Origin of the sequence: Aurantiacibacter spongiae, assembly GCF_003815535.1 — a bacterium.
In the GTDB taxonomy this organism is placed as follows: Bacteria; Pseudomonadota; Alphaproteobacteria; order Sphingomonadales; family Sphingomonadaceae; genus Alteraurantiacibacter; species Alteraurantiacibacter spongiae.
Map to the genome: position 1 here is coordinate 130033 of NZ_RPFZ01000001.1, position 24292 is coordinate 154324.

24 protein-coding genes are annotated in these 24292 nt (G+C 64.8%); 17 read left to right on the forward strand and 7 right to left on the reverse strand.

Annotation, left to right across the window (positions count from 1 at the left end; all coding sequences use genetic code 11):
- The first annotated feature begins 24 nt into the window (after positions 1-24).
- The 4 genes from EG799_RS00640 (at position 25) to EG799_RS00655 (ending at position 5002) form a co-directional block, all read left to right on the forward strand.
- Complete coding sequence (locus tag EG799_RS00640) at positions 25-1182, forward strand: penicillin-binding protein activator (RefSeq protein WP_123877627.1); 1158 nt, start codon at positions 25-27, stop codon at positions 1180-1182.
- Between the two features lie 62 nt (positions 1183-1244).
- Positions 1245-3224 carry a DNA topoisomerase IV subunit B gene (gene parE / locus EG799_RS00645; protein ID WP_123877629.1) on the forward strand — a complete coding sequence of 660 codons (1980 nt, stop codon included), beginning with the start codon at positions 1245-1247 and terminating at the stop codon, positions 3222-3224.
- Positions 3225-3284: 60 nt separating this feature from the next.
- On the forward strand, positions 3285-4571 hold the full coding sequence (locus EG799_RS00650; RefSeq protein ID WP_123877631.1) for a serine hydrolase: 1287 nt from the start codon (positions 3285-3287) through the stop codon (positions 4569-4571).
- Positions 4572-4633: 62 nt separating this feature from the next.
- Positions 4634-5002, forward strand: coding sequence for a hypothetical protein (locus EG799_RS00655; protein WP_123877633.1), 369 nt, complete (start codon positions 4634-4636; stop codon positions 5000-5002).
- On the opposite strand, the gene EG799_RS00660 is transcribed toward EG799_RS00655, so the two are convergent.
- Together EG799_RS00660 and EG799_RS00665 are read right to left on the reverse strand one after the other, a co-directional pair.
- The gene (locus EG799_RS00660; RefSeq protein WP_123877635.1) at positions 4996-6195 is read right to left on the reverse strand and encodes an exo-beta-N-acetylmuramidase NamZ family protein; all 1200 of its coding nucleotides are present in this window, start codon (positions 6193-6195) and stop codon (positions 4996-4998) included. The two genes, EG799_RS00655 and EG799_RS00660, sit on opposite strands and share 7 nt — an antisense overlap.
- A complete protein-coding gene (locus EG799_RS00665) occupies positions 6192-6734 on the reverse strand; it encodes a DOMON-like domain-containing protein (RefSeq protein WP_234028951.1) in 543 nt (180 codons plus the stop codon). The genes EG799_RS00660 and EG799_RS00665 overlap by 4 nt, the downstream gene beginning before the upstream one ends.
- Positions 6735-6778: 44 nt before the next feature.
- Between EG799_RS00665 and tyrS the strand changes: the two genes are divergently transcribed.
- From tyrS to cysK, 4 genes are all read left to right on the forward strand, one after another.
- A complete protein-coding gene (tyrS, locus tag EG799_RS00670) occupies positions 6779-8011 on the forward strand; it encodes a tyrosine--tRNA ligase (protein WP_123877637.1) in 1233 nt (410 codons plus the stop codon).
- A gap of 106 nt (positions 8012-8117) precedes the next feature.
- Entirely contained in the window at positions 8118-8456 is a 339-nt protein-coding gene (locus EG799_RS00675; protein WP_123877640.1) for a PilZ domain-containing protein, read from the forward strand.
- Positions 8457-8524: 68 nt separating this feature from the next.
- Complete coding sequence (locus tag EG799_RS00680) at positions 8525-9859, forward strand: MFS transporter (protein WP_181950856.1); 1335 nt, start codon at positions 8525-8527, stop codon at positions 9857-9859.
- Positions 9856-10776 (forward strand): cysteine synthase A, encoded by a 921-nt coding sequence (cysK, locus tag EG799_RS00685; protein WP_123877642.1) that lies wholly within the window; start codon positions 9856-9858, stop codon positions 10774-10776. Before EG799_RS00680 ends, cysK begins: the two co-directional genes overlap by 4 nt.
- A gap of 12 nt (positions 10777-10788) precedes the next feature.
- Here cysK and hisI read toward each other — a convergent pair whose 3' ends face one another.
- Together hisI and EG799_RS00695 are read right to left on the reverse strand one after the other, a co-directional pair.
- On the reverse strand, positions 10789-11166 hold the full coding sequence (gene hisI, locus EG799_RS00690; protein ID WP_123877644.1) for a phosphoribosyl-AMP cyclohydrolase: 378 nt from the start codon (positions 11164-11166) through the stop codon (positions 10789-10791).
- Between the two features lie 329 nt (positions 11167-11495).
- A complete protein-coding gene (locus EG799_RS00695) occupies positions 11496-12245 on the reverse strand; it encodes a ComF family protein (RefSeq protein ID WP_123877646.1) in 750 nt (249 codons plus the stop codon).
- Between the two features lie 41 nt (positions 12246-12286).
- Between EG799_RS00695 and EG799_RS00700 the strand changes: the two genes are divergently transcribed.
- Positions 12287-13057: a methyltransferase domain-containing protein gene (locus EG799_RS00700; protein ID WP_123877649.1), complete on the forward strand. Its 771-nt coding sequence runs from the start codon at positions 12287-12289 to the stop codon at positions 13055-13057.
- Here EG799_RS00700 and ppdK read toward each other — a convergent pair.
- From ppdK to EG799_RS00715, 3 genes are all read right to left on the reverse strand, one after another.
- The gene (gene ppdK, locus EG799_RS00705) at positions 13054-15723 is read right to left on the reverse strand and encodes a pyruvate, phosphate dikinase (protein WP_123877651.1); all 2670 of its coding nucleotides are present in this window, start codon (positions 15721-15723) and stop codon (positions 13054-13056) included. The two genes, EG799_RS00700 and ppdK, sit on opposite strands and share 4 nt — an antisense overlap.
- Positions 15724-15854: 131 nt before the next feature.
- Complete coding sequence (glyS, locus tag EG799_RS00710; RefSeq protein WP_181950857.1) at positions 15855-18308, reverse strand: glycine--tRNA ligase subunit beta; 2454 nt, start codon at positions 18306-18308, stop codon at positions 15855-15857.
- Positions 18305-19204, reverse strand: coding sequence for a glycine--tRNA ligase subunit alpha (locus EG799_RS00715; RefSeq protein ID WP_123877655.1), 900 nt, complete (start codon positions 19202-19204; stop codon positions 18305-18307). Before EG799_RS00715 ends, glyS begins: the two co-directional genes overlap by 4 nt.
- A gap of 109 nt (positions 19205-19313) precedes the next feature.
- Between EG799_RS00715 and EG799_RS00720 the strand changes: the two genes are divergently transcribed.
- The 8 genes from EG799_RS00720 to EG799_RS00755 all read left to right on the forward strand — a co-directional run bounded on the left by EG799_RS00720 (position 19314) and on the right by EG799_RS00755 (position 24274).
- Positions 19314-20297, forward strand: coding sequence for a TraB/GumN family protein (locus tag EG799_RS00720; protein ID WP_158610966.1), 984 nt, complete (start codon positions 19314-19316; stop codon positions 20295-20297).
- A gap of 171 nt (positions 20298-20468) precedes the next feature.
- Positions 20469-20798: a UrcA family protein gene (locus EG799_RS00725; RefSeq protein WP_123877658.1), complete on the forward strand. Its 330-nt coding sequence runs from the start codon at positions 20469-20471 to the stop codon at positions 20796-20798.
- 97 nt (positions 20799-20895) lie between these two features.
- Positions 20896-21285, forward strand: a complete 390-nt coding sequence (locus tag EG799_RS00730) for a hypothetical protein (RefSeq protein ID WP_123877660.1) — start codon at positions 20896-20898, stop codon at positions 21283-21285.
- Positions 21286-21309: 24 nt separating this feature from the next.
- Positions 21310-21753 (forward strand): hypothetical protein, encoded by a 444-nt coding sequence (locus EG799_RS00735; protein ID WP_123877662.1) that lies wholly within the window; start codon positions 21310-21312, stop codon positions 21751-21753.
- Positions 21750-21947 (forward strand): helix-turn-helix transcriptional regulator, encoded by a 198-nt coding sequence (locus EG799_RS00740; RefSeq protein WP_123877664.1) that lies wholly within the window; start codon positions 21750-21752, stop codon positions 21945-21947. The genes EG799_RS00735 and EG799_RS00740 overlap by 4 nt, the downstream gene beginning before the upstream one ends.
- Positions 21931-22359 carry a hypothetical protein gene (locus EG799_RS00745; protein ID WP_123877666.1) on the forward strand — a complete coding sequence of 143 codons (429 nt, stop codon included), beginning with the start codon at positions 21931-21933 and terminating at the stop codon, positions 22357-22359. The genes EG799_RS00740 and EG799_RS00745 overlap by 17 nt, the downstream gene beginning before the upstream one ends.
- Before the next feature lie 41 nt (positions 22360-22400).
- On the forward strand, positions 22401-23399 hold the full coding sequence (locus EG799_RS00750; RefSeq protein ID WP_123877668.1) for a TraB/GumN family protein: 999 nt from the start codon (positions 22401-22403) through the stop codon (positions 23397-23399).
- Entirely contained in the window at positions 23396-24274 is an 879-nt protein-coding gene (locus EG799_RS00755) for a TraB/GumN family protein (RefSeq protein WP_123877670.1), read from the forward strand. The genes EG799_RS00750 and EG799_RS00755 overlap by 4 nt, the downstream gene beginning before the upstream one ends.
- The last annotated feature ends 18 nt before the right edge of the window (positions 24275-24292 follow it).

Sequence of the window (24292 nt, forward strand, 5' to 3'; positions counted from 1 at the left end):
CCACGATCGGCGGAGACGGCAAGCATGTTCGGGAAATTCTGGCGCCTGTGCACGGCAGGCATGGCGGCAACGGTGCTTGCGGGTTGCGCGATCATCCCGGGCGGAGACGACTACCGACCCGACGCCGGCCCGGTGGTGCAGCAATCCGCGCCCCGGCAGGCGGGCCGCCTCCAGTCGAACGGTCAGCACCTCGTCGCAATTCTCGTACCGCTGTCGGGCGAGAACGGTGATGTCGGACAGTCCATTGCCAATGCCGCGAACATGGCGCTGCTCGATACGGGTGCCGAAAATCTGCGCCTCACCACCTACGACACCAGCGGCGGCGCCGGAGCGGCGGCATCGGCCGCAATTCGTGACGGAAACCGGCTGATTCTCGGACCCTTGAGGCGCGACAATGTCGGAGCGGTGCTGGCACAGGCTCGTCCGGCAGGGGTGCCGCTGATAACCTTTTCCAACGACACGACGGTGGCGCGCGACGACGTTTTCGTCATGGGTCATGTGCCCGAACAATCCGTGGCCCGCAGCGCCCGGTTCGCAATCGACCAGGGCGCGCAGAACTTCGCGGTCCTCGCTCCGCGCGGAGATTACGGCCAGAAGGCGCTGGTTTCGCTGGAAAACACCGTCAGGTCGAACGGTGGAAACGTGGTTGCGGTCGAACGATACGACAGGGGCAACACCTCCATCCTGAGCGCGGCGGACCGCCTGAATACGGCTGGCGGGTTCGACACCGTGCTGATTGCGGACGGCGCCGATCTTGCCGAACGCGCCGCTTCGCGCCTCAAGCGTGCCGGTCAGCGCCTTCCTTCCGTGATCGGCACCGAATTGTGGAGCGGCGAGGGTTCGCTGACCGAAGATGCCGCGCTGCGCGGCGCGTGGTTTTCTGCCGTGAGCGACGATCGCTGGCGCCAGTTCGCGGAGAGCTATCGGCAGCGCTATGACGCACGGCCCTACCGGATCGCCACGCTTGGCTACGACGCGGTTCTGCTGACCCTGCGCCTCGCGCGCGACTGGCAGGTCGGCGATGACCTCCCGACGCGGTTGCTGACCGCGCAAGACGGCTTTCTCGGTCTCGATGGCGCGATCCGGTTCATGCCCGACGGCGTGGGCGAACGCGCGATGGAGGTGCGGCAGGTGGGCAATGGCACGTTTACCGTGGTCGATCCCGCGCCGACGCAGTTCTGAAAGCCGGATAACCGGGCATCGCCGCTTGTGAAGCTGGATTCGCGCGCCCTATATCCCGAGCCATGAGCGACGATCTTTTCGAGAATACGCCGGCGAAGAGCAGCGGCGATTACGATTCCTCCTCGATCGAGGTGCTGGAGGGACTGGAACCGGTCCGCCGCCGACCGGGCATGTATATCGGCGGCACCGACGACCGCGCGCTGCATCATCTGGCGGCGGAAGTACTCGACAATTCCATGGATGAAGCGGTCGCGGGCCATGCCAGTCGCATCGAGGTGATACTGGAGCCAGGCAACCGGCTGACGATCATCGACAACGGTCGCGGCATGCCGGTGGACGAGCATCCCAAGTTTCCGGGCAAGTCCACCCTCGAGGTCATACTGACAACGCTGCACTCCGGCGGCAAGTTTTCCGGCAAGGCGTATGCCACCAGCGGCGGCCTGCATGGCGTGGGCGTGTCGGTCGTGAATGCCCTGTCCAGCCATACGCGCGTCGAAGTCGCCCGGAACCGGGAGGTGTTCGCACAGGAGTTCTCGCGAGGGCAGCCCACCGGCGCGATCGCCAAGATCGGCGATACCCCCAATCGACGTGGCACCAGCGTCACCTTCGTGCCCGATACGGAAATCTTCGGCGAGCGAGCCTTCAGGCCGGCCCGCCTGTTCAAGCTGGCCCGGTCCAAGGCATACCTGTTCGCCGGGGTCGAAATCCGCTGGAAATGCGCTCCGGAACTCGCCGGTGACGACGTTCCCGAGGAAGCGGTGTTCCAGTTCCCGGGCGGTCTTTCGGATCATCTCGCGGAACAGGTCGGAAGCCGCGAATGCGTGACGGCGGAGAATTTTACCGGGCGGCAGGATTTCCCGGAGGAGCAGGGACTGGTGGAATGGGCGGTTGCCTGGCCCCTGTGGTCCGACGGCTCGACCAGCTGGTACTGCAACACCGTGCCCACCCCCGATGGCGGCACGCACGAACAAGGGGTCCGCGCGGCCCTGACCAAGGGCTTGCGGGCTTTCGGCGATCTGACCGGGCAGAAGAAGGCCAAGGACATTACCGCCGACGACGTGATGACGGGTGCGGAAGTCATGCTCTCGGTATTCATCCGCGATCCGCAATTCCAGAGCCAGACCAAGGACCGGCTGACCAGTCCGGAGGCCGCGCGCCTGGTCGAGAATGCCGTGCGCGATCATTTCGACCACTTCCTGTCCGACAACATGGACCGGGGCCGCGCGCTGCTCGGTTCGGTCATGGAGCGGATGGACGAACGCCTGCGCCGCAAGCAGGAACGTGAAATCAAGCGCAAGACGGCGACCAATGCCAAGAAGCTGCGGCTGCCCGGCAAGCTGACCGATTGCAGCGGCGAAGGTGACGGCGAGACCGAACTGTTCATCGTCGAGGGAGACAGCGCCGGGGGTAGCGCCAAACAGGCGCGCAACCGCAAGACCCAGGCGATCCTGCCCATTCGCGGCAAGATCCTCAACGTCGCGTCCGCCACCGCAGACAAGATACGCGCCAATTCCGAAATCGCCGACCTGATCCTCGCCATGGGATGCGGCACGCGGAAGGATTGCGATCCCGAGAACCTGCGCTACGACCGCATCGTCATCATGACCGATGCAGACGTTGACGGCGCCCACATCGCCACCTTGCTGATGACGTTCTTCTTCCAGGAAATGCCCGACCTCGTTCGCGGCGGCCATCTCTATCTCGCGCAGCCGCCGCTCTATCGCCTCACCGCCGGAAAAGAGAGCCGCTACGCCCGTGACGACGAACATCGTGCCGAACTGGAAGCCACCGTGTTCAAGGGCAAGAAGGTCGAGGTCAGCCGGTTCAAGGGGCTTGGCGAAATGAACCCGCAGCAATTGCGCGAGACGACCATGAACCCCGACAGCCGAAGTCTGGTCCGCATCACCCTGCCCGAGCAGAACGAACAGCGTTTCGCGGTCAAGGAACTCGTCGACCAGTTGATGGGCAGGAACCCCGAACACCGGTTCAATTTCATCCAGAACCGCGCCGGCGAGCTCGACCGCGATCTGATCGACGCCTGAAGACTTGCCGAAGCCAACGCATGTGGCAAGATCGCGGGGAATGCTTCGGGGGACCAAATCATGTCACGACGCCACGCCGCCGCCCTCTTTCTCGCCCTGCCTGCGCTCGCCTTTCCCGTGATCGCCAACGCGCAAACCGATGCGGCTATGCCCCGGCTCGACACGCGCGCGGCCGATATCGTAGCGGTCATGCGCGGGGAAAAGGCCATGGAAGAGGTCTTTTCCGACAGTTTCAACGCGCAGATATCCGCCGATCAGATGCAGGCGATCACCGCGCAACTGGAGGCGCAGTTCGGCGGGCTGGAGGGCGTGGACGCCGTCGAACCGATGTCCGAGACGCTCGCCTCGATCCGCATCCGGATGGAACGCGGCATCGCCAGCGGCGGCTTCCGCATCGCTCCGGATCAAGATTACAAGGTCACCGAATTTCGCCTGACCGATACCGAGCCTCTCGATGACAGTCCGCAATCGCTGCTCGCAGACGTTGCCGCTCTCCCCGGGGCGGCGAGCGTTCTTGTCACGCGGCTCGGTTCCGACGAGCCGCTGCTGGCGCACAACGCTGACCGGCAATTCGCCATTGGCTCGGCCTTCAAGCTCTACGTGCTGTCCGCGCTTGCCCACTCGATCGCGGCGGGCGAGCGCTCCTGGGAGGACGTCGTGCCGCTCACCGCGCGTAGCTATCCGAGCGGGCAGTTGCAGAATTGGCCGGCCGGATCGCCGGTAACGCTGCATACGCTGGCGACGCTGATGATCTCGATCAGCGACAACACGGCAGCCGACCAGCTCATCCGGACCCTGGGACGCGAAGCGATTGCCGCCGAACTGCTGGCGTCGGTCCATTCCGATCCTTCCCGGACACTCCCGTTCATGACCACGCGGGAGATGTTCGTGATGAAATCGGGCGACGAGGTTTCGACGGCGGACTATCCGGCGATGAGCGAGGCGGACAGAACGCGTGCGCTTGACAGTCTCGCATCCGTGGATCGGGACATGGTGGCCATTTCGGAAGCCTTTTCGGACGATCCCAATGCGATCGACGTCGAATGGTTCGCCTCGGCCGAGGACATCGTCCGCATATTCGATCGCATCCGCGCCCTCGACGATGATACCGCTTTGAAAATTCTCGCGGTCAGCCCCTCCGTGTCGCCTTCGATAAAGGAGCGCTGGGACTATATCGGCTACAAAGGCGGGTCGGAGCCGGGCGTGCTCAACTTGAGCTGGCTTTTGCGCAATGACGCGGGCGAGTGGAGCGTCGTAACGATGAGCTGGAACGACCCCGGAGCGCCGGTCGACCAGCGGCAATTCGAACTCATCGCCCTTCGCGCGCTCGCACTGGCAGCAGACTGAACCTCCGCCAGTTTGGGTTTTCGCTGTCGTGATGGTATGATCGGCACCTGAGGAGAGACGAGATGAAAGCCGCACTGCCCGTTCTCGCCATAGTTCTGCTTGGGGCAATGCCCGCCCCCGGAAAGGAAAGCGATCAGCGCAGCCCCGGTGTTGACCGCGCGCCTGCGCAAACGCAGCGCTCGGCAGACGCCTGGGGGACCGAACCACCCTTCGAGCAGGAGCGGCGCTGCCGCGACACCATACACACCGTTCAGCTGGAGCGTGGTCAGACCCCCACGTTCGACCGCCGACCGGCCGAACCCGACGAAGCCCTTCTCTACAAGGCCGTCGATCGCGACATCGACGGGTGCGACGTGCTGGTGATGGCCAATGGGGATATCCGTCCCGTCCCCCTGCCCCAGACCGGTCCTCTCAGGCAACCAGCTCAGTAAAGTAGCAGGTCGGCCACCTCCGCCCGCCAGCTGTCCTCGTCGCGTAATGCGCGCTGGTCGAGGTCGCCGGGTTGGGCCTCTTCGTCATCGACCCATTCACGCAGGGAAGAACCCCCATTTATGACGTCGATCGCCAGGCGATCGAACTCGTATTCGTAGGGAAAGTCGCGCCACAGCTCGTAATCCGGATGAAGCGCGCGAATGGCTTTGAAGGCGACCGCCTGAAGGCGCCAGGGGCGAAACCCTGCGTGATCGTAGAACGGCCCTTCGGCATGGATCATCAGCCCGCTGCACAGATCGCCCTGGTGTTTGTGGAAGGTGGGCGTGAACCAGCATTCGCGTAGGGCACAGCCGGCCATCCAGCCAGGCGCGATACGATGCATTTCGGTCAGCACCGCCTTCGCGTCGAGATCGGGCGCGCCGAACAGCACCTCCAGCGGGCGGGTCGTCCCGCGCCCCTCGCTCAGGGTCGCACCCTCCAGCATCACCGTTCCGGGATAGGCGCGCGCCATGTTGAGACTGGCGGCGTTAGGACTGGGATTGATCCATACACGGTCGCTCGGCCAGCCGAAACCGGGCGCGGCGTCGGGCTGCCAACCGTCCATTTCGATGACGCGGTAATCGACATCGAGGCCGAAATGGCGAATGAACCAGTGACCCATTTCGCCCAGTGTCAAGCCATGCCGCATGGGCATCGGGCCGGCACCCACGAAGCTTTCCTGTCCCGGTTCGAGCAATGTGCCCTCCACCGGGCGACCCGCCGGGTTCGGTCGGTCAAGCACCCAGACGCTCTTCTCGTGGCGCGCGGCTTCTTCGAGCAGATAGAGCAGCGTGGTGACGAAGGTGTATATGCGACATCCCAGATCCTGCAGATCGAACAGGAACACGTCCGCGCTCGACATCATCTGGCCGGTCGGTCGGCGCACCTCTCCGTACAGGCTGAAGACCGGGATGCCATACCGGGCATCGGTCTCGTCCGCCGTCTCGACCATGTTGTCCTGCTTGTCGCCTTTCAGCCCATGTTGCGGGCCGAAGGCGCTGCTCACGTTCAGACCGGCCCCCGCGAGCGCGTCGAGCGAGTGCGTAAGGTCCGCCGTGACCGATGCAGGGTGCGCGATCAGCGCGACCCGGTTACCCTCGAGAGGTTTCCTGAGTTCCGGTTCCGCCAGCAGGCGGTCTATGCCAAATTTCATGCAGCCCGAAGTCGCCCAAGCGAGGCTGTGAAGCAAGCCGGATCGTGAAAATCGGGTTTCTCGCTGTTGTGGCACAGCGACCAGTAGCTTTTTACCCCACCCTCTTCCTCGATCACGGCAGCAAGCCCGACTGCGAAGGGCGGCTCGGGCATCTGGCTGCGCGGGAGGGCGGCGTCGAAAATTGCCATGGCCTGCCCCATTCGCATCGCGCAGTCAGGTTCACGGGCGAAGTCGCGTTCGCTCATTCCCTCCCGCGGGGCGGTGAAGTCGTAGGCGGCCCAGCGTTCGGAAGGCGAAAGATTGAACTCGCTGTATCCGGTATCCCCCGGTTGCTGCACGAACATCTCGAAGCAGGTCGTCTCCCATAGATTATCGGCGCGCCCGCGGCCGGCGAACCTGGGCACCACCAGCTTGCCTGGCCCGTCGATCCTCCAACGTACGCGCATCCAGCTGTCGGTGATGGATAGAATCTTGGCCTCCATGCTGCGCACGGCCACGGGCGGCGTGGCCGGATGGCAGACCAGTCGATGCGTTTGCAATCGGCCCTCCTCATGCTAGCGCCCGGCCCCCGATGGAGACCTCGATGACGACTTGCGAATCCGATCTGCTGCGCGTGCTTCACGAGCGCGGCTATGTCCATCAGGTGACGGACGAGGCGGGGCTGGACGCCCTAGCCGCGCGGCAGGTTGTGCCAGGCTATATCGGTTTCGACCCGACCGCTCCCTCGCTCCACGTCGGCAGCCTCGTCCAGATCATGATGCTGCGCCGCCTTCAGCAAACCGGGCACAGGCCGATCGTGGTCATGGGTGGCGGGACCGGAATGATCGGCGATCCGTCCGGCAAGGACGAGAGCAGGCAGCTGATGACCGACCAGGTCATCGCGGACAACGTGGCCGGTATCCGCAAGGTGTTCGAGCGGTTGCTTGCCTTTGGCGACGGCCCCACCGACGCGGTCATGGTCAACAATGCGGAATGGCTGGGGGACCTCGGCTATATCGAGCTTCTGCGCGACGTCGGCCCGCACTTCACGGTGAACCGGATGCTGACCTTCGATTCGGTCCGCACCCGTCTCGATCGGGAACAGCCGCTGACGTTTCTCGAATTCAACTACATGATCCTGCAGGCTTACGACTTCCTGGAACTGGCGCGACGATACGAATGTCGGTTGCAAATGGGTGGGAGCGATCAGTGGGGCAACATCGTCAACGGCATGGAGCTGGGCCGGCGCATGGAGGGACGCGACCTGTACGGGCTGACGACGCCGCTTCTGACCACCGCCAGCGGTGCGAAAATGGGCAAGACGGCAGCGGGCGCGGTCTGGCTCAACGAGGAACAATTGCCGGCCTACGATTTCTGGCAGTTCTGGCGGAATACCGATGACCGCGACGTGGGGCGCTTTCTCAGGCTTTTCACGGATCTGCCGCTGGACGAGATCGGCCGGCTGGAAGCGCTCGAAGGCAGCGAGATCAATGCCGCCAAGACCTTACTCGCAGACGAGGTGACGCGGCTCGTGCGTGGCGAGGAAGCCGCCGCATCGGCCCGCGCCACCGCGGAACAGACATTTGCCGGCGGCGGACGCGGCGAGGATCTGCCGGTCGCCGAAGTCCCGCCCGAAGGCCTGCGCGTCGGAGCCGCCCTTGTCGCACTCGGCTTCACCGCTTCCAACGGAGAGGCCAAGCGCAAGGTCGCGGAGGGTGCCGTGAAACTCGACGGCGCAAGCGTAGCCGATGCCGGCCATCTGGTCACATTATCCGCATCGCAGGAGATCCGGCTCAGCATGGGCAAGAAGAAGCACGGGATCCTCAGGGGCGCGTGATCGGACCGGTCGCGACCACGGTTCTGCATCGACTCGCTGTTTTACCAAAATTGCACCATTTGTTGTCATTGCGGGCTCCGGATAATCAACGGGAGGTCGACAGGACATGGCAGGCGGTGCCCAGCTATCGGTAACGGACATGCGGCGGTCCTCGCGGCATCCGGTCGACTATTGCGTGATCGCCGAACATCTGCAGCGCGGCGACCTCAAGCTCGCCATCACCAACGTATCCGCTCACGGTTTCATGGTTTCCGGCGTCGAAGGACTGGCGCGGGGCGACAGGCTCATCATACGCCTTCCGGCCGTGGGCCGAATCGAAGCCTACTGCATCTGGACCACGGACGAGCGTGCCGGTTTCCAGTTCGAACGCATCATCCGTTTCGACGATTTCCAGGCGATGATAAAGGAAATGCAGCCAAACCCGGCGCTTCGCCGGCGAGGGTAAGCCTGGCTTCTGGCCGGTAAACACCAGCTGACTTGGCAAGCGCGAGCGGCCCTGCCAAGGCGCTGGGCGTGAGCAGCGGCCCGGAACACCAGCGCGCGGATGACGGAACATCCGCACAGCCTTCCAGCCCCCTGCGCATTCACAATTTCCGCGCCTATCTGGTCGCCCGGTTCACCATGATGGTCGGCCAGTACGCGATGATGCTCATCATCGGCTGGCAGACCTATACCCTCGCACGCCAGGGCGGAATGGACGAGTTCGGCGCATCCGGACGGCTTGCGCTGATCGGTCTGCTGCAATTCCTGCCACTTTTCGTGCTATCGCCCTTCTCCGGTCTCGTGGCCGACCGGTTCGACCGCAAGACCGTATCGCGCATGACGATCGGCCTGCAATTCGTTTGCGCCGCAACGCTTGCCTGGCTTACCTGGACCGACGCGATCGCACTGCGCTGGCTGTTCGTCGTCGCGATCCTGCTCGGCGTGGTACGGGCATTCAACGGGCCGGCCCTGTCGGCGCTGGCACCAAATCTCGTGCCCAAGGCGATCCTGCCCAACGCCATCGCACTATCCTCGATAGCGTGGCAGACCGGCATGATCGTCGGCCCGGCGATCGGTGGATACGCCTATGACGCCGAGCCTGCCCTGCCCTACGCCATCGCGGCGGCACTTTTCCTGTTCGGCATCCTCGCGATCACGACCATCGGCAAGGTACCGCGTTCGCCGATTACCGGAGCGCAACGGCCCATCGGTCAGGTCATTGACGGGTGGCGCTATGTCATTCACAACCGCATGGTTCTGGGCGCGATCACGCTGGACCTGATGGCGGTATTCCTGGCCGGCGCGACCGCGCTGTTTTCCCCTTTCGCCTACGACATCCTCGAAGTGGGCGAGACCGGGCTTGCCCAGCTGGCCGCCGCGCCGGCGGTGGGGGCCGCAGTCACCGCGATCTGGTTCAGCTTCCGTCCGCTCAAGACCAATGTCGGGCCGAAGATGCTGTGGGCCGTCGTGGCCTTCGGTGTGGCGACGGTGGTGTTCGGGTTCTCCCGCACAATGCCGCTTAGCCTCGCGGCGCTGTTCGTGGTCGGCGCGGCGGACATGTTCTCGGTCTATATTCGCCAGTCGCTGGTGCAATTGCATACGCCTGACGACAAGCGCGGCCGCGTTTCCTCCGCCAGCTTGCTCACGATCAGCGCCTCGAACGAAGGGGGAGACGCGTTTTCGGGCTTTCTCGCCAGCCTGCTGGGTCCGGCCACGGCAGTCATCGCGGGCGGTATCGGTGCCATTGTCACGGTAGGACTGTGGGCGCGGCTTTTCCCCGTTCTGCGTCATACCCGGACCTTCGACCCGCCTGCCGCATTGAGAGACGAGATACCGGAAGAAAAATTGCAGGAACAGGTTCCATGAAATTCGACAACGTCCTCCAGTCCATTGGCAATACCCCGCATATCCGCCTGTCGCGGCTCTTCCCCGATCACGAGGTCTGGGTGAAGAGCGAGCGGGCCAATCCCGGCGGTTCCATCAAGGATCGCATTGCCCTCGCAATGGTCGAGGACGCAGAGAAGTCGGGCGACCTCAAGCCCGGCGGGACCATCATCGAACCGACCAGCGGCAATACCGGGATCGGTCTGGCGATGGTGGCTGCGGTCAAGGGCTACAAACTCGTCCTCGTCATGCCGGAAAGCATGAGCGTGGAGCGGCGCCGCCTGATGCTCGCATATGGTGCCAGTTTCGATCTCACCCCCAAGGAAGGCGGGATGAAGGGTGCCATCGAGAGGGCGAACGAACTGGTCGGCGAAACCCCCGGCGCCTGGATGCCGCAGCAATTCGACAACCCGGCCAACTACATGGTTCACACGCGCACGACGGCCAAGGAAATCCTCGACGATTTCGCTGCCAGCCCGATCGACGTCATGATCACGGGCGTGGGAACCGGCGGGCACATTACCGGTTGCGCGGAAGAATTGAAGAAGGTCTGGCCCGATCTGAAGGCCTACGCCGTCGAACCCGAAGCCTCACCTGTCATTTCCGGCGGTCAGCCCGGCCCCCACCCCATCCAGGGAATCGGAGCGGGATTCATTCCGGAAAACCTCCATACAAGGTCCATCGACGGCGCCATCAAGGTCGACGCCGAAAAAGCGAAGGATATGGCCCGGCGCTGCGCCGCGGAAGAAGGGCTCCTGGTCGGCATCAGCAGCGGCGCCACACTGGCCGCTATCGACTCCAAACTGCCCGACCTCGAAGCCGGGAGCCGCGTGCTCGGTTTCAATTACGATACCGGCGAACGATATTTGTCGGTTCCCGATTTCCTGCCCGAAACCTGACCGCAAGGGCAATCAGGCGTCGTCCATTCGCACGAGCTGTTCCCCTTCGAGCTGCCGGTAAAAGCAACTGCGCGCACCCGTATGGCACGCCGGTCCGGCGGGGCGAACCTTCAGGACCAGCGCGTCCTGATCGCAATCGACGAGGATCTGTTCGACATGAAGGACGTTGCCCGACGTCTCGCCCTTCTGCCAGAGTGTGCCGCGCGAGCGGGAATGGAAGTGGGCGAGCCCCGTCGCACGCGTGGCCGCCAGCGCCTCTGCATTCATGAAGGCCAGCATCAGGATCTCGCCAGTTTCGCAGTCCTGCGCAACGGCGCTCAACAAGCCGTTGCCATCGAACCTGGGAAGAAACGCAGTATCCTCTTCCTGCCGATTGTCATCGCAAGCGATTGTTCGTTCCTTCCCATACGCATGATTGGGTTTCAGTGCCGATACCCATTTGTTGCACGATAATCACAACCAGGTGTCAAAACCTTTCGTCCGGGCCGTTAACACTTTTCACCATAGGCGTTCGGTGGGAAAACCACCGGCGGGCGACGTGACTCGTCGCTCGCCGTTTCCGGTCAAGGAAATGGGGGGTCTCGGCACCCGGAACAATCCGGGGCCGTCACATGAGGGTTTGAAGCCACCGCGCTCACCGGGGGGTCGCGCGACCGCTTCAACGGTATCGTCACGCGGGCGCCCGGGATTTTCCCGGGCGCTTTGCGTTTGGACAAGCCTCATTCGCCACCCGCCAGAACCCGTGAAAAGCATGCTATCACCACCTTGGCTGCGCCCCCGTCCTTGAGAGCGCGCACGCAGGCCGTGCTGGTCGCTCCGCTCGTCAGAACGTCGTCCACCACCAGAACCCTGGCTCCGCTCACGATCCCCGCACGCCGCGGATCGAGGGCGATGGCGCCAGCTAGCACATCCGCCCGTCCTGCCCGGTCGAGGCCGCCCAGGCTCGGCGTCGCACGCAGACGCTTCAGGGCGTCCACGCAAAGCCGCGCCCCGGTTCGCCGGGCAATCTCCCTGGCGAGCAGCGCCGACTGGTTGTAGCCCCGGCGCCACAGCCGTGAGCGGTGGAGCGGCACGGGCACCGCGACCCAGTCTTCGTCGACCCCGGGCAATCGCGATACGATGAGCCTCGCGAGGACGGGGGCGAGCGCGATCCGGTTGCCATGCTTGAACGACAGCACCAGCTTGCGCGCCGTATCGTTGTAGAGCGTCGCCGCGGCGATACCGTCATGCTCGGGGCGCTGCATCCGGCACGTGCGGCAAACCGCGCCTTCCGGCGTTACTTCGTCATGGGAGGCGGGCATCTGGCACAGGGAACATGCCGGTTCGCCCGGAACTGCCAGCGAATTCCAGCACTCCAGGCACAGGCCCGTCTGTGCGCCAATGCCATCGCCACAGACCGGGCACCGCGGCGGATAGACAAGGTCGACCAGCGGCGCGAGGGATTGCGACAGGGTGCGGGCGACCGTCATCCCCCTTTGCTGCCCCGCCCCGCGTCTGTAGGCAAGCGCGCATGGCAAGCCCCCCTCCCCGCATCTTTTCCGGAGCGCGTCGCCGCGCTCGCCGCCGGCGGGCGTTGGCGCTGCAACACTCGGTTGCCGAACCCGCCCGGTTCGTGCTCGATGACATGATCGAGGATGTCGGTGAACGGCTCGCTTTCCTGCGCCACGAACCGAACCGCTCGATGGTCGTGGGAGATTGGAGCGGTCAGCTTGCCGCCGGTCTGCCGGGCGAGGTTCTCGAACGGGACATCGCGGGGCCGGACGCCCTCGATTTCGAACACCCCTGGCCCGTCGGAGACTTCGATTGCGTCGTCGTGCTCGGCCTGCTGGACACGGTGAACGACTTGCCCGGTGCCCTCATTCACATTCGCGAGTCCCTCGCTCCGGACGGGCTCGCCATCGCCTGTTTCCCCGGTTCGGGCAGCCTGCCAGCCCTTCGTCACGCCATGCTGGCTGCCGAGCCGGACAGGCCGGCGGCACGGCTGCATCCGATGGTGGACAGCCGCGCCGGCGCACAACTCCTGCAACGAGCCGGGTGGCGCGATCCGGTGGTCGATTCGCACGATCTCACCGTCCGCTATTCCAGCCTCGATCGCCTGATCGGCGACCTTCGCGAGCAAGGTCTGGGCAACGTCCTCGCAGACCCGGCTCCACCGCTTGGCGAGGCAGCGATGCAGCGGGCGCGCGCGGCCTTTACCGATCTTGCCGACCCGCAGGGGCGCGTCAGCGAGACATTCTCGATACTCACCCTCAGCGGGCGACGCGCCAAACCCCGTTTCTAGGACGCGCGAAGCGCCGCCTGTGCCGCCGCGAGACGGGCGATCGGCACGCGGTAGGGTGAGGCGCTGACGTAATCGAGGCCGGTCGTCTCGCAGAAGTCGATGCTGGCGGGATCGCCGCCATGTTCTCCGCAAATGCCCAGCTTTATGTCCGCGCGCGTCGCCCGTCCGCGCTCGGCCGCAAGCCGCACCAGTTCGCCCACACCTTCGATATCGAGGCTGACGAAGGGGTCGCGCTGATAGATGCCCTTCTCGACATAGGGGCCGAGGAACCGGCTCGCATCGTCCCTCGAAACGCCGAGAGCAGTCTGCGTCAGGTCATTCGTACCGAAGGAAAAGAACATCGCCTCCTTCGCGATCTTGCCCGCCATGAGCGCAGCGCGCGGCAGTTCGATCATCGTGCCGACCAGATAATCGACGCTCGCGCCCCGCTCTTCGAACACGTCGGCCGCGACGCGCTCCACCAGCTTGCGGAGAATATCCAGTTCGCGGCGGGTGGCGACCAGCGGAATCATGATTTCCGGGACGACGGGATCGCCACCCTCGCCCGTCACCTCGCAAGCGGCCTCGAAGATCGCCCGGGCCTGCATTTCGTAGATCTCGGGAAAGGTGATCCCGAGACGGCATCCGCGATGGCCGAGCATCGGGTTGAATTCGTGCAGTTCGCCCGCGCGCCGCTTAAGATGCTCGACGCCGACAGAAAGATCGCTCGCAAGTTCCTGAAACTCTTCGTCACGCGAGGGCAGGAATTCGTGGAGCGGCGGGTCGAGCAGGCGGATCGTGCAGGGCAGGCCCGCCATCGTGCGGAAGATCTCGGCGAAATCGCTCCGCTGTTCGGGGAGCAACCGCTCGAGCGCGGCGCGGCGACCGCGCTCGTCGTCGGCGAGGATCATGGCGCGCATGGCGGAAATGCGCCCTGTGTCGAAGAACATGTGTTCGGTGCGGCACAGGCCGATGCCCTGCGCACCGAAACCGCGCGCAGTGCGACAATCCTCCGGCGTTTCGGCGTTGGTGCGCACCGCCATGCGGCGATAGCGGTCCGCCCAGTCCATCAGCGTGCCGAAATCGCCCGCGAGTTCCGGTTCGATCGTCGGCACTTCGCCCGCCATCACTTCTCCGGTGGCGCCGTCGAGGGTTATGACGTCGCCCTCCTTCAGTTCGCGCGAACCGATGCGCAACTTGCGGTCTGCCAGGTTGATGGACACGCTGGAGGCGCCCGACACGCACGGCCGCCCCATCCCCCGCGCCACCACGGCCGCATGGCTGGTCATGCCGCCGCGCGCGGTAAGGATGCCCCGCGCGGCGTGCATGCCGTGAATATCCTCGGGGCTGGTTTCCACCCGCACCAGGATGACCGCGTCGCCGCGATTGGCCCGCTGTTCGGCGGTATCGGCATCGAGCACGATGGCGCCCGAGGCCGCTCCGGGCGAGGCCGGCAGTCCCTTTGCCACCACGTCGCGCGGCGCATCGGGATCGAGCGCGGGGTGAAGCAACTGGTCGAGCGCCATCGGATCGATGCGAAGGACAGCGGCCTTTTCGTCGATCAGGCCTTCCTCGACCATGTCCACGGCCATCTTGAGCGCGGCCCTGGCGGTGCGCTTGCCCGTGCGGGTCTGCAGCATCCACAGCTTGCCTTCCTGCACCGTGAACTCGATGTCCTGCATGTCGCGGTAATGCCGCTCGAGCAGATCGAACACCCGTTCCAGTTCGGCATAGGCTTCGGGCATCGCCTCTTCCATGCTGGGCAGTTTCGCGCCGGCGGCTTCGCGGCGTGCCCGCGTCAGATATTGCGGCGTGCGGATGCCGGCGACCACGTCCTCCCCCTGCGCATTAACAAGCCATTCGCCGTAATAGGCTCGCTCGCCGGTGCTCGGGTCGCGGGTGAAGGCCACGCCCGTGGCGCTGGTATCGCCCATGTTGCCGAAGACCATGGCCTGAACGTTGACCGCGGTGCCCCATTCGGCGGGAATGGCGTTCAGCCGGCGGTAGATCTTGGCGCGCTCGGAATCCCAGCTTTCGAACACGGCGGCGATCGCGCCCCACAGCTGCGCTTCGACATCCTGCGGGAAGGGTTCGCCGCGTTCGCGCCGCACGATCTGCTTGAATTCGTCGACGATGGCGCGCCAGTCGTCGGCTTCCATCTCGGTGTCGGAGAAATAGCCCTTGTCTTCCTTGGCGATTTCCACCGCCTGCTCGAACGCGCCGTGGTCCAGGCCGAGGACGACGTCGGAATACATCTGGATGAAGCGGCGATAGCTGTCCCAGGCGAAGCGCGCATCGCCGCTGCTGGTGGCCAGGCCCTCCACCGTTTCGTCGTTCAGGCCGAGATTGAGCACGGTGTCCATCATGCCCGGCATGGACACCTGCGCGCCCGAGCGGACCGAGACGAGCAGCGGATCGGCCGGGTCGCCGAGCTTCTTGCCGACGCTGCGCTCGATATGGGCAACGGCCTCGGCGACGTCGGCGCGCAGCTTGTCGGAGAAATCCTCGCCCTCGTTCAGATAGCGCACCGATTCCTCGGTGGTGATGGTGAAACCGGGCGGTACGGGCAGGCCGATGCCCGCCATCACCGCCAGGTTCGCGCCCTTTCCGCCGGTGACGGTCTTGTCCTTCTGGCGTTCGTCGTCATGCGGCGCGTCGCCGCCGAAGTGATAGACCGTCTGAATCATGCCTGCCGCTTTCCGGGCCTGCCAAGATGACGAAGTTGACACCGCGTCACTCTCAACAGCCTCCCTTATCGTGTTGAGATTGATGGTTTTCTAGTCGCTTTGCGAAGTTGACACCGCGCCGGATCGTTTTTTCACCCCTCTATCCTGCCGAAATCCGCGACACGGTGCACCGCGTCGCGAAAACGGGCCAGCAGGGCAAGCCGCGCGCGCCGCTTGTCCTTGTCCTGCGCGTTGACCGTGACCTCCTCGAAAAAGTCGTCGATCGGCCCGCGAAGCGATGCGAGGGCGGCCATCGCGCCCTCGAAATCCTCGGCCTCGATCGCCGCCTCCGCCTTGGGTTCGGCAGTATCGAGCGCGTCGATCAGCGCCTTTTCGGCCGGTTCGGGCGTGTAGGAAAGACCGGTCCGGGCGTTGCGCTCCGCCATCTTGGCATCGATTACGGCCTTCAGGTCCGGATCGTCGACCAGCGCGAGCGGATCCTCCTCACCGGTTTCCGCTATTTCCGCTTCGAGCCCCTGCCAGTCTTCCTTCTTCAGGATGTTGGCGGCACGCTTGTAGGCGGCGAGCAGGTCGGCTCCTTCGGCGGTTTCGATATAGGTCTGCAATGCCTTCACCCTTGCCAGCAGGCGGACGAGATCGTCCTCCCCACCCAGAGCAAACACCGCATCGACAAGATCGTGCCGAACCCCCGCCTCGCGCTGCTGGACCTTGAGGCGGTCGACAGCAAAATTTAAAAGTTCACCCTCAACGTTTGCAGAGGTGGGTTTGATTATTCGCGCGGTTTCCTGCCGACCATGTGATAAGGCCACGATTTCACCGCCTATCGTCAAACGAAAATTCTTCGTGTCGGTGAACTCAAACTCAACCAACCGACGTTGCTTTAATAGCCACCGGAGTGTCGCCTGCGGCGTTTGATTGCCAGAAAACTTCGGTTCAACGAACGTAATCCACTTTAACCATAGGAACGGTTTCACCGCCTCACGAGCGAGTGCGGAGAATGAGACCCTCAGTGAGTTATCTTTAATGAGTGAATTTATGCCAATAACTGCTCGCCTCAAAGCGAACGGATCTTTCGATCCGGTTGGCTTATCTTCTATGAAGAAGAACCCTGCCAGCGTATCCAGCTTGTCCGCCAGACTCACCGCCACCGTCACCGGCGCGGTGGGTACCTCGTCATCCTGCCCGACCGGCTTGTAATGATCGCGGATGGCGTCGGCCACCTCATCGGGCAGTCCCTCGGCACGGGCGTAATAGCCGCCCATAAGTCCTTGTAATTCAGGAAATTCGCCTACCATCTCGGTGACGAGATCGGCCTTGGCGAGCCGTGCGGCCTGTTCGGCGAGATCGGCCAGGGAAGCCCCTTCCCTCGAGGGAAGGGGTTGGGGATGGGTATTCGGCGTCTGCGAGGTGGTACCCCCCACCCCCGGCCCCTCCCCCTTGGGGAGGGAAGCGTCGGTGACGATCCCCTCCTCGACCAGCCACCGCGCCAGCCGGGCTACCCGCTCAACCTTGTCGGCGACGGTGCCGAGCTTCTCGTGAAAGGTGATCCGCTCCAGCTTCCCGGCATGTTCCGACAGCGGCACCTTGCGGTCCTGCTCCCAGAAAAACCGCGCATCCGACAGCCGCGCGGCGAGCACCTTGCGGTTGCCGTCGACGATGGCCGCGCCGCCATCCTCCGCCTCGATATTGGCGGTGCAGACGAAGGCGTTGGCGAGCGTGCCGTCCTGTTCGCAGACGAAATATTTCTGGTTCACCCGCGCGGTGAGCTGGATGACTTCCGGCGGAACGTCGAGATAGTCCGCGTCGAAGCGGCCCAGCAGCGGCACCGGCCATTCGGTGAGGCCGGCATTCTCGGCAACCAGACCCTCATCCTCGACCAGAGCCAGCCCGGCCTCCCGCGCGACCTGCCGCGCCCCCGCCCGGACGAGGTCCGCGCGTTCCTCGTGATCGACGATGACCTGGCAGGCGCGCAGCTTCTCGGCGTAGTCCTCGGCGCTGCCGATGGTGATGTCGCCGCTATGGTGAAAGCGGTGGCCCAGCGTCACCCAGCCGCTGGTGACGCCGTGCACCTCGCACTCCACCAGATCTTCGCCCAGCAGGGCGACGATGCCGGACAGCGGGCGAACCCAGCGCAGCGATTCGGTGGAGATGGAAGCGGCGCCCCAGCGCATCGACTTCGGCCACGCGAAATCGCGAATGATCGCGGGGACCGCCTCGGCAAGCACGGCGGCGGTGGCGCGGCCCGGAGTCCGGGTGACGGCGAAATACGTCTCGCGCCCCTTTACTTCGCGCACCTCCAGCTCTTCACGGGCGAGGCCGGCCTTGCGGGCGAATCCGTCGACGGCCTGATCGGGTGCGCCGACGGGCGGGCCTTTCAGTTCCTCGCTGACGGCTTCGGTCGAACCGGGAAGATCGCGCACGATCAGGACGAGGCGGCGCGGGGTGGACCAGACGGTGATCTCGCCCGGCGCGATGCCCGCCGCGTCCATTTCGCGCCGGAACAGCTTTTCCAGCTCGGCGCGCGCACCGGGCTGCATCCGCGCGGGGATTTCCTCGGATCGCAGTTCGAGCAGGAAGTCGCTCACAGCCGCCACTCCGGAAAATCGCGCTGCCATTCGGGCGCCATCAGTTCGGCGTATTTCTCGCACGAACCGCGCGCCAGGTCGCGCACCCGGCCCATGTAGCTGGCGCGTTCCTGCACGCTGATGACGCCGCGCGCCTGGAGCAGGTTGAAGATATGACTGGCCTCGACCGCCTGCTCGTAGGCCGCGATGGGTACGTCATGATCGAGCGCGTTGCGACATTCGGCCTCCGCCCGGGTGAACAGGTCGAACAGGGCATCGGTCCGCGCCACCTCGAAGTTCCACTTCGACATCTGCCGCTCGTTTTCGAGAAAGACGTCGCCGTAGCGCACACCCTGCCCGTTGAAATCGAGATCGTAGACGTTGTCGACGCCCTGGATGTACATGGCCAACCGTTCCAGCCCGTAGGTCAGCTCTCCTGCAACCGGCTTGCAGTCGAACCCGCCCATCTGCTGGAAATAGGTGAACTGCGTCACCTCCATCCCGTCGCACCAGACCTCCCAGCCCAGCCCCCACGCGCCCAGCGTCGGGCTTTCCCAGTCGTCCTCGACGAAGCGGATATCGTGCTTCAGGGGATCGATCCCGATCACCCGCAGCGATTCCAGATAGAGTTCCTGGATGTCGGGCGGCGATGGCTTCAGGATCACCTGATACTGGTAGTAATGCTGCAAGCGATTGGGGTTCTCGCCATAGCGCCCGTCGGTCGGGCGGCGGCAGGGCTGGACGAAGGCGGCGTTCCACGGGCGCGGGCCGAGCGCGCGCAGCGTGGTGGCGGTGTGGAACGTGCCAGCCCCCATCCGCATGTCGTAGGGTTGCAGGACAAGGCATCCCTGCGCGCTCCAGAAATCGTGGAGCGCGAGGATCATGTCCTGGAAACTGCGGGCCGGATCGCGTTGCATGAGGGGCGCGCAATGGCCGATGGCCCGTGCAGCGTCAATGGCGCGGGATGGCACGGCGGACCCAGAACGACTTGACAGCAGGGCGCGGCCCTGCGCCATTCTGCCGCGCATGACAGGGTATGTCCGTCCGGCGCTCGCCGCCGCCGCCGCGCTCGCCGGCCTGCTGTTGCAGGCCGTCCCCTCCTTCGCCCGGGACAATGCGGGTGAGGCGGTGGACGCGTATGCCTTCACCCAGGATTACGAGCCGGCACCGGCGCTGTGGGAATTGTCCGACGAGGACACGACCATCTACATGTTCGGCACGATCCACATGCTGCCGGAAGGGTTCCGCTGGCGCAATCCGCAACTCGACGCGATCATCGACACCGCCGACGCGCTGGTGCTGGAAACGTCCGATGCGGACAGCGTGGAGGACTTCGCCGCGATGGGCGAGAAGTTCGCCACCATCATGGCCGCGCGCACGCCCACTTCCGAACGACTCTCGCCCGAAGCGCGCGGGAAATGGCGGCAACTGGCGGCGCGCACGGGCATGCCTTTCGATTACATCGATTCGATGCCCCTGATGCTGGTATTGATGGATTTCGGCCTCGGCAGGACGCAACCCAACCCCTCGAGCTACGAGAACGGGGTGGAAACGGTGCTCGAGCGCGAATTTCTCGAAAGCGAACGGCCGGTCGGGTCGATCGAGGATTCCGGTCATGTCCTCTACGGCCTGATGCGGATCGACGACGCGGAGGCGGTGGCCGATCTCGACCGGGCGCTGCGCAGGTGGTCGGGCAAGCGTGTCGACTCGCTCTATGGAGACGATGCGGACGATGCCGGGGGCGATGGCTACTGGCAGATGGAGCATGACTGGGCACGCGGCCGGGTCGGCGAGGACTTCGATCTGGGTTTCGGGAGCGGCAAGATCGCGGCGGCGTTTCACGACGTGCTGCTGAACCGGCGCAATACGCGCTGGGCGGCATGGCTGGAAAACCGACTCGAGCAACCGGGCACGATCCTGCTTGCGGTCGGGGCGGGCCATTTCGAAGGGTCCGATTCGCTTCTCGAGAAGCTGCGCGAACGCGGTTTGCGGGCGCGCCGGATAAATTAGTTTCACTGCGAAGCCGCTGATATTGCCCGGTTTTCGGGGCGAAAAGTCATGTCTTTGTGACTTCTTGTCAGGTGTTGTTGACATGGTCAGCAAATCCGGACATAAGGTAAGGGCAACCTGACATAAGGGAAGGTTGATTGGACAAAACGACCGGACTACAGGATACGAACCATGCGCAGACTTTCCATTGCCCTCGCCGCCGCTTCCATCGTGCTCGCTGGCCCCGCCCTCGCGGGCCCGGCGACCGACGCCGTCACCATCGACGTGCGGACCAGCGACCTCGATCTTACCGACAGTGCCGATCAGGCCCGGCTGGATCGCCGTATCGATACCGCCATCGATCAGGCGTGCCGGACGGGTGGCCGCGATCTTTCCAGTCGCCGCGCCGAATCCGCATGCCGCGCGGCGTTGAAGGACGCGGCAACGCCGGGTGTCGAACTCGCCATCACCCGGGCCAACACCCGTCATTTCGCGACGCTCGACCTGGATCCGGGCGCCTGATTGGCGCGCGATCCATGCGAGACAGGGGTCGGCCACCCATCCAGCCCGGCCGGCCCCGCCCCGCCCTATCGAATCCACAAGAAGGAACGATCTTTCGATGACTCCGCAGAAACGCGCCAGGTTGTATCTCAGGGCAGCAGTCATGGGGTTCGCCGGAACGGTTCTCTCGATCGCCGGCGAAATCTGGCCGCTCCCCGACTTCGTACGCGGATTGGCCGTTGGCATCCTGCTGGTCAGCCTGCTCCTGCTGCTCATACGCAGGTTTCGCGACGAGTTCATCGAACAGCTCTGGAATGCGGGCGCTTCGCTCGCCTTCGTGGCGGTCGTCTTCGTCTATCTGTTCGCTCCCTTCGCCGAGGGGGTCGTGGACGGCATTTCGGTGGCGGCCCCGCGCCAGGATTTTCTCGCATCCAGCTGGGTCGGTTCGATCGCGCTGCTGGCATTTTTCATCGGCTTTCATATCAAGTGGCTGCGCGCCAGCCTCTGATCGCCCGGTTCAAGGAAACCCGTCATGGCACTGCATCCCGACAGCTGGCGTTTCGAGAACGCCCGCACGCGCCACCGAGAGCGGCTTTACTGGCTTACCCTGCTCACGGGGCTCGCGAATGTCGGCGTGCTCGCCCTTTACCTGGCGGACGCGGTGGACAGTATCATCGTGGGCTACATGGTCGGGGGGATGGCCGGGTCTTTGCTAGCCGCGGGCATACGCGGTCGTTCCGATGGATATTATCAGCAACTGGCCGGGGTCGGGATGCGCTGGACGATGGTCGTCCTCGGCATTCTGGTCCTCTCCCTGTGGCTCGCAGACACGGGGATAGCGGCGCGATCCACGCCCGTGCTGCCCGTCCTTGCCGGCGATGCCTATCTCGGGACGCTGATCCTCGCGCTGGCATATCACGCCGGGTACGCCGTGGCTTTCCTGCGTGACCGCCTGACCGCGCGGTCGGGCGGATGAAGAACCGCCTCAAAGTCCTGCGCGCCGAACGCGACTGGAGCCAGGCGGAGCTTGCCGGCAATCTCGACGTGTCGCGCCAGGCGGTGAACGCCATCGAGACCGGCAAGCACGATCCGTCGCTGCCGCTCGCCTTTCGCATCGCCCGCCTGTTCGACATGCCCATCGAGGAGATTTTCGATGACGAAGCCGAATGAACCGGCCCTGAGCGGAGAGGAACGCTTCAGGCGCAAGCGCCGCCGATTCTGGGGCTTCTACGTCGCAAGCGTGCTCGCCTCGATGGCGGTCGCCGGAGGTCTGGGTCTTGCCGCCGGACTGTTCGAGAACGGCGATCTGCCCGGTGGGGCGGTAATCGCCATCTGGATCGCGGCGGTCCTTGGCTTCGCGTGGTTTTCCTGGTGGTGGTTTCGCCGCATCGACGAGGTCGACCTGCTCGACAATCTGTGGGCCAGCACCATCGCCTTCTACGCCTATGTCATCGCCTTCGGATCGTGGACGATCCTTGGCGACACGCAGCTCGTCCCGCCGGTCGATCACGGGCTGATCGCGCTGTTCTCGGTCGGCGTGCTCGTCCTTGCATACCTGGCCCGCAAGCTGGGCCTTCGCTGAAATCTGGCGTATCTGTCATTTCGAACGGGAGTTTTTAGACCATGACCATCAAGACCCTTTCCCCCGCCGCCTCCGGTATTACGCTCGCTCTCGCGCTCGCTCTCGCGCTCGCTTTCGCGCCGGTCGCGGCGCTCGCGCAGGATGACGCAATTGACCATTCGCAGATGGACCATTCGCAAATGGACCATTCGCAGATGGACCATTCGCAGATAGCGCAGAGCACGGTCGAAGCCGCCCTGCCGACCGAGGGCACTCCGGCGCTCTGGCGCCTGTCGGACGAGGATACGACCATCTACCTGTTCGGCACGATCCATATTCTGCCCGAAAACGTGAACTGGTTCGACGACCGGCTCGCGACCGCGTTCGATGCCTCCGACGAACTGGTGTTCGAGATCGACATGGATGAGGCGCAGGCCGCCGGTCCGGCGATGATGCAGCGCGGGATGCTGGAGAACGGGCAGACCGTGCGTTCGCTGATGACCGAGGAAAACCGCGCCGAATACGAGGCCGCCCTCGCCGATCTGGGCGTTCCCGCGGCCGCCCTCGACCAGTTCGAGCCGTGGATGGTATCGCTCAACCTCTCCATGCTGCCGCTGCTGAAGGCGGGCTACCAGCCCGATCAGGGTGTCGAGATGGTGCTGCGCGGCCGGGCCGATGGCAAGGAGCGCGCCGCGCTGGAGACTGTGGATCAGCAGATCGACCTGTTCGACACGCTGCCGATGGACAAGCAGCTCGTCTATCTCGACGACGCGGTCGAAGCCGTGCCCGGCATGGTCGATTCGATCGAGAAAATGAAGGTCGAATGGCTCGAAGGCGATGCCGACGGTCTCGCCGAACTGATGAACGAGGACATGGACGATCCCGAAATCTACGATCTGCTGCTGACCAACCGCAACGCCAACTGGGTCGACTGGATCGAGCACCGGCTGGAGGAACCCGGCACGGTGTTCATCGCCGTGGGCGCGGGCCATCTCGCCGGACGCGGCAGCGTGCAGTCGCAGCTGGAAGAACGCGGCCATACGGTGTCGCGCGTTCAGTGACCCGGGCGAGGGCGCTTGCGATCCTCCTGACCATCACGGGGGCGCTGTGGCTTTCTGGCTGCGGCGCCCCCGCCCCATCCGCGCGCGACTGGCCCGCCCCTTCCCCGGCGCTGTGGGAAGTGAACGGCCCCGGCGGGGCGAAGGGCTGGCTGTTCGGCACCGTTCACGCCCTTCCCGACGCAGTAGCCTGGCGCACGCCCCTGCTGGAAGACAGGCTCGCCCGGGCCGGCCCGCTGGTGGTGGAGATCGCCGATCTCGACGATCCGGCGGGGCGGGCGCTGTTTCACGAGATGGCCTTCAGCGCGGGCCAGCCCCCGCTCACCTCGCGCGTCGATGCCGCGCATCGCCCGGCCCTGAAACGCCTCATGCAGCAAAACGATGCGAAGGACGGTGACTTTGCCGGGGTGGAAAGCTGGGGCGCGGCGCTGTTGCTGGGCAGCTGCGTTCGAACCGGCGATCCCGCCAACGGAGTCGACCGCGCGCTGATCGCCGGGGCGGACGAGGTGATCGGCCTGGAAAGCTTCGCCGGGCAATATGCGATCTTCGATGCTTTGCCTGCCAAGGCCCAGTCGGACCTGCTGCTCGCCGTCGCGACGGAGGCCGAGGCGGCCGACCCCGACGGTGCCGTGCGCGACTGGCTGACCGGTAACGAAGCCGCGCTCGACCGGCGCCTGAATGCCGGCGTGCTGGCCTTTCCCGACCTGCGCCGCGCGCTGCTCGAACGCCGCAACAAGGCCTGGACCGCGCGCATTGCCGACCTGGTCAACGACGGTCGCCGTCCGTTCGTCGCCGTCGGCGCGGGGCACCTGGTGGGCGATACGGGCCTGCCCGTGCTCCTTCGCGAACGCGGCTTTACCGTCCGCCGCATCCAGTAGCCCCCGCCGCAGCCTTGC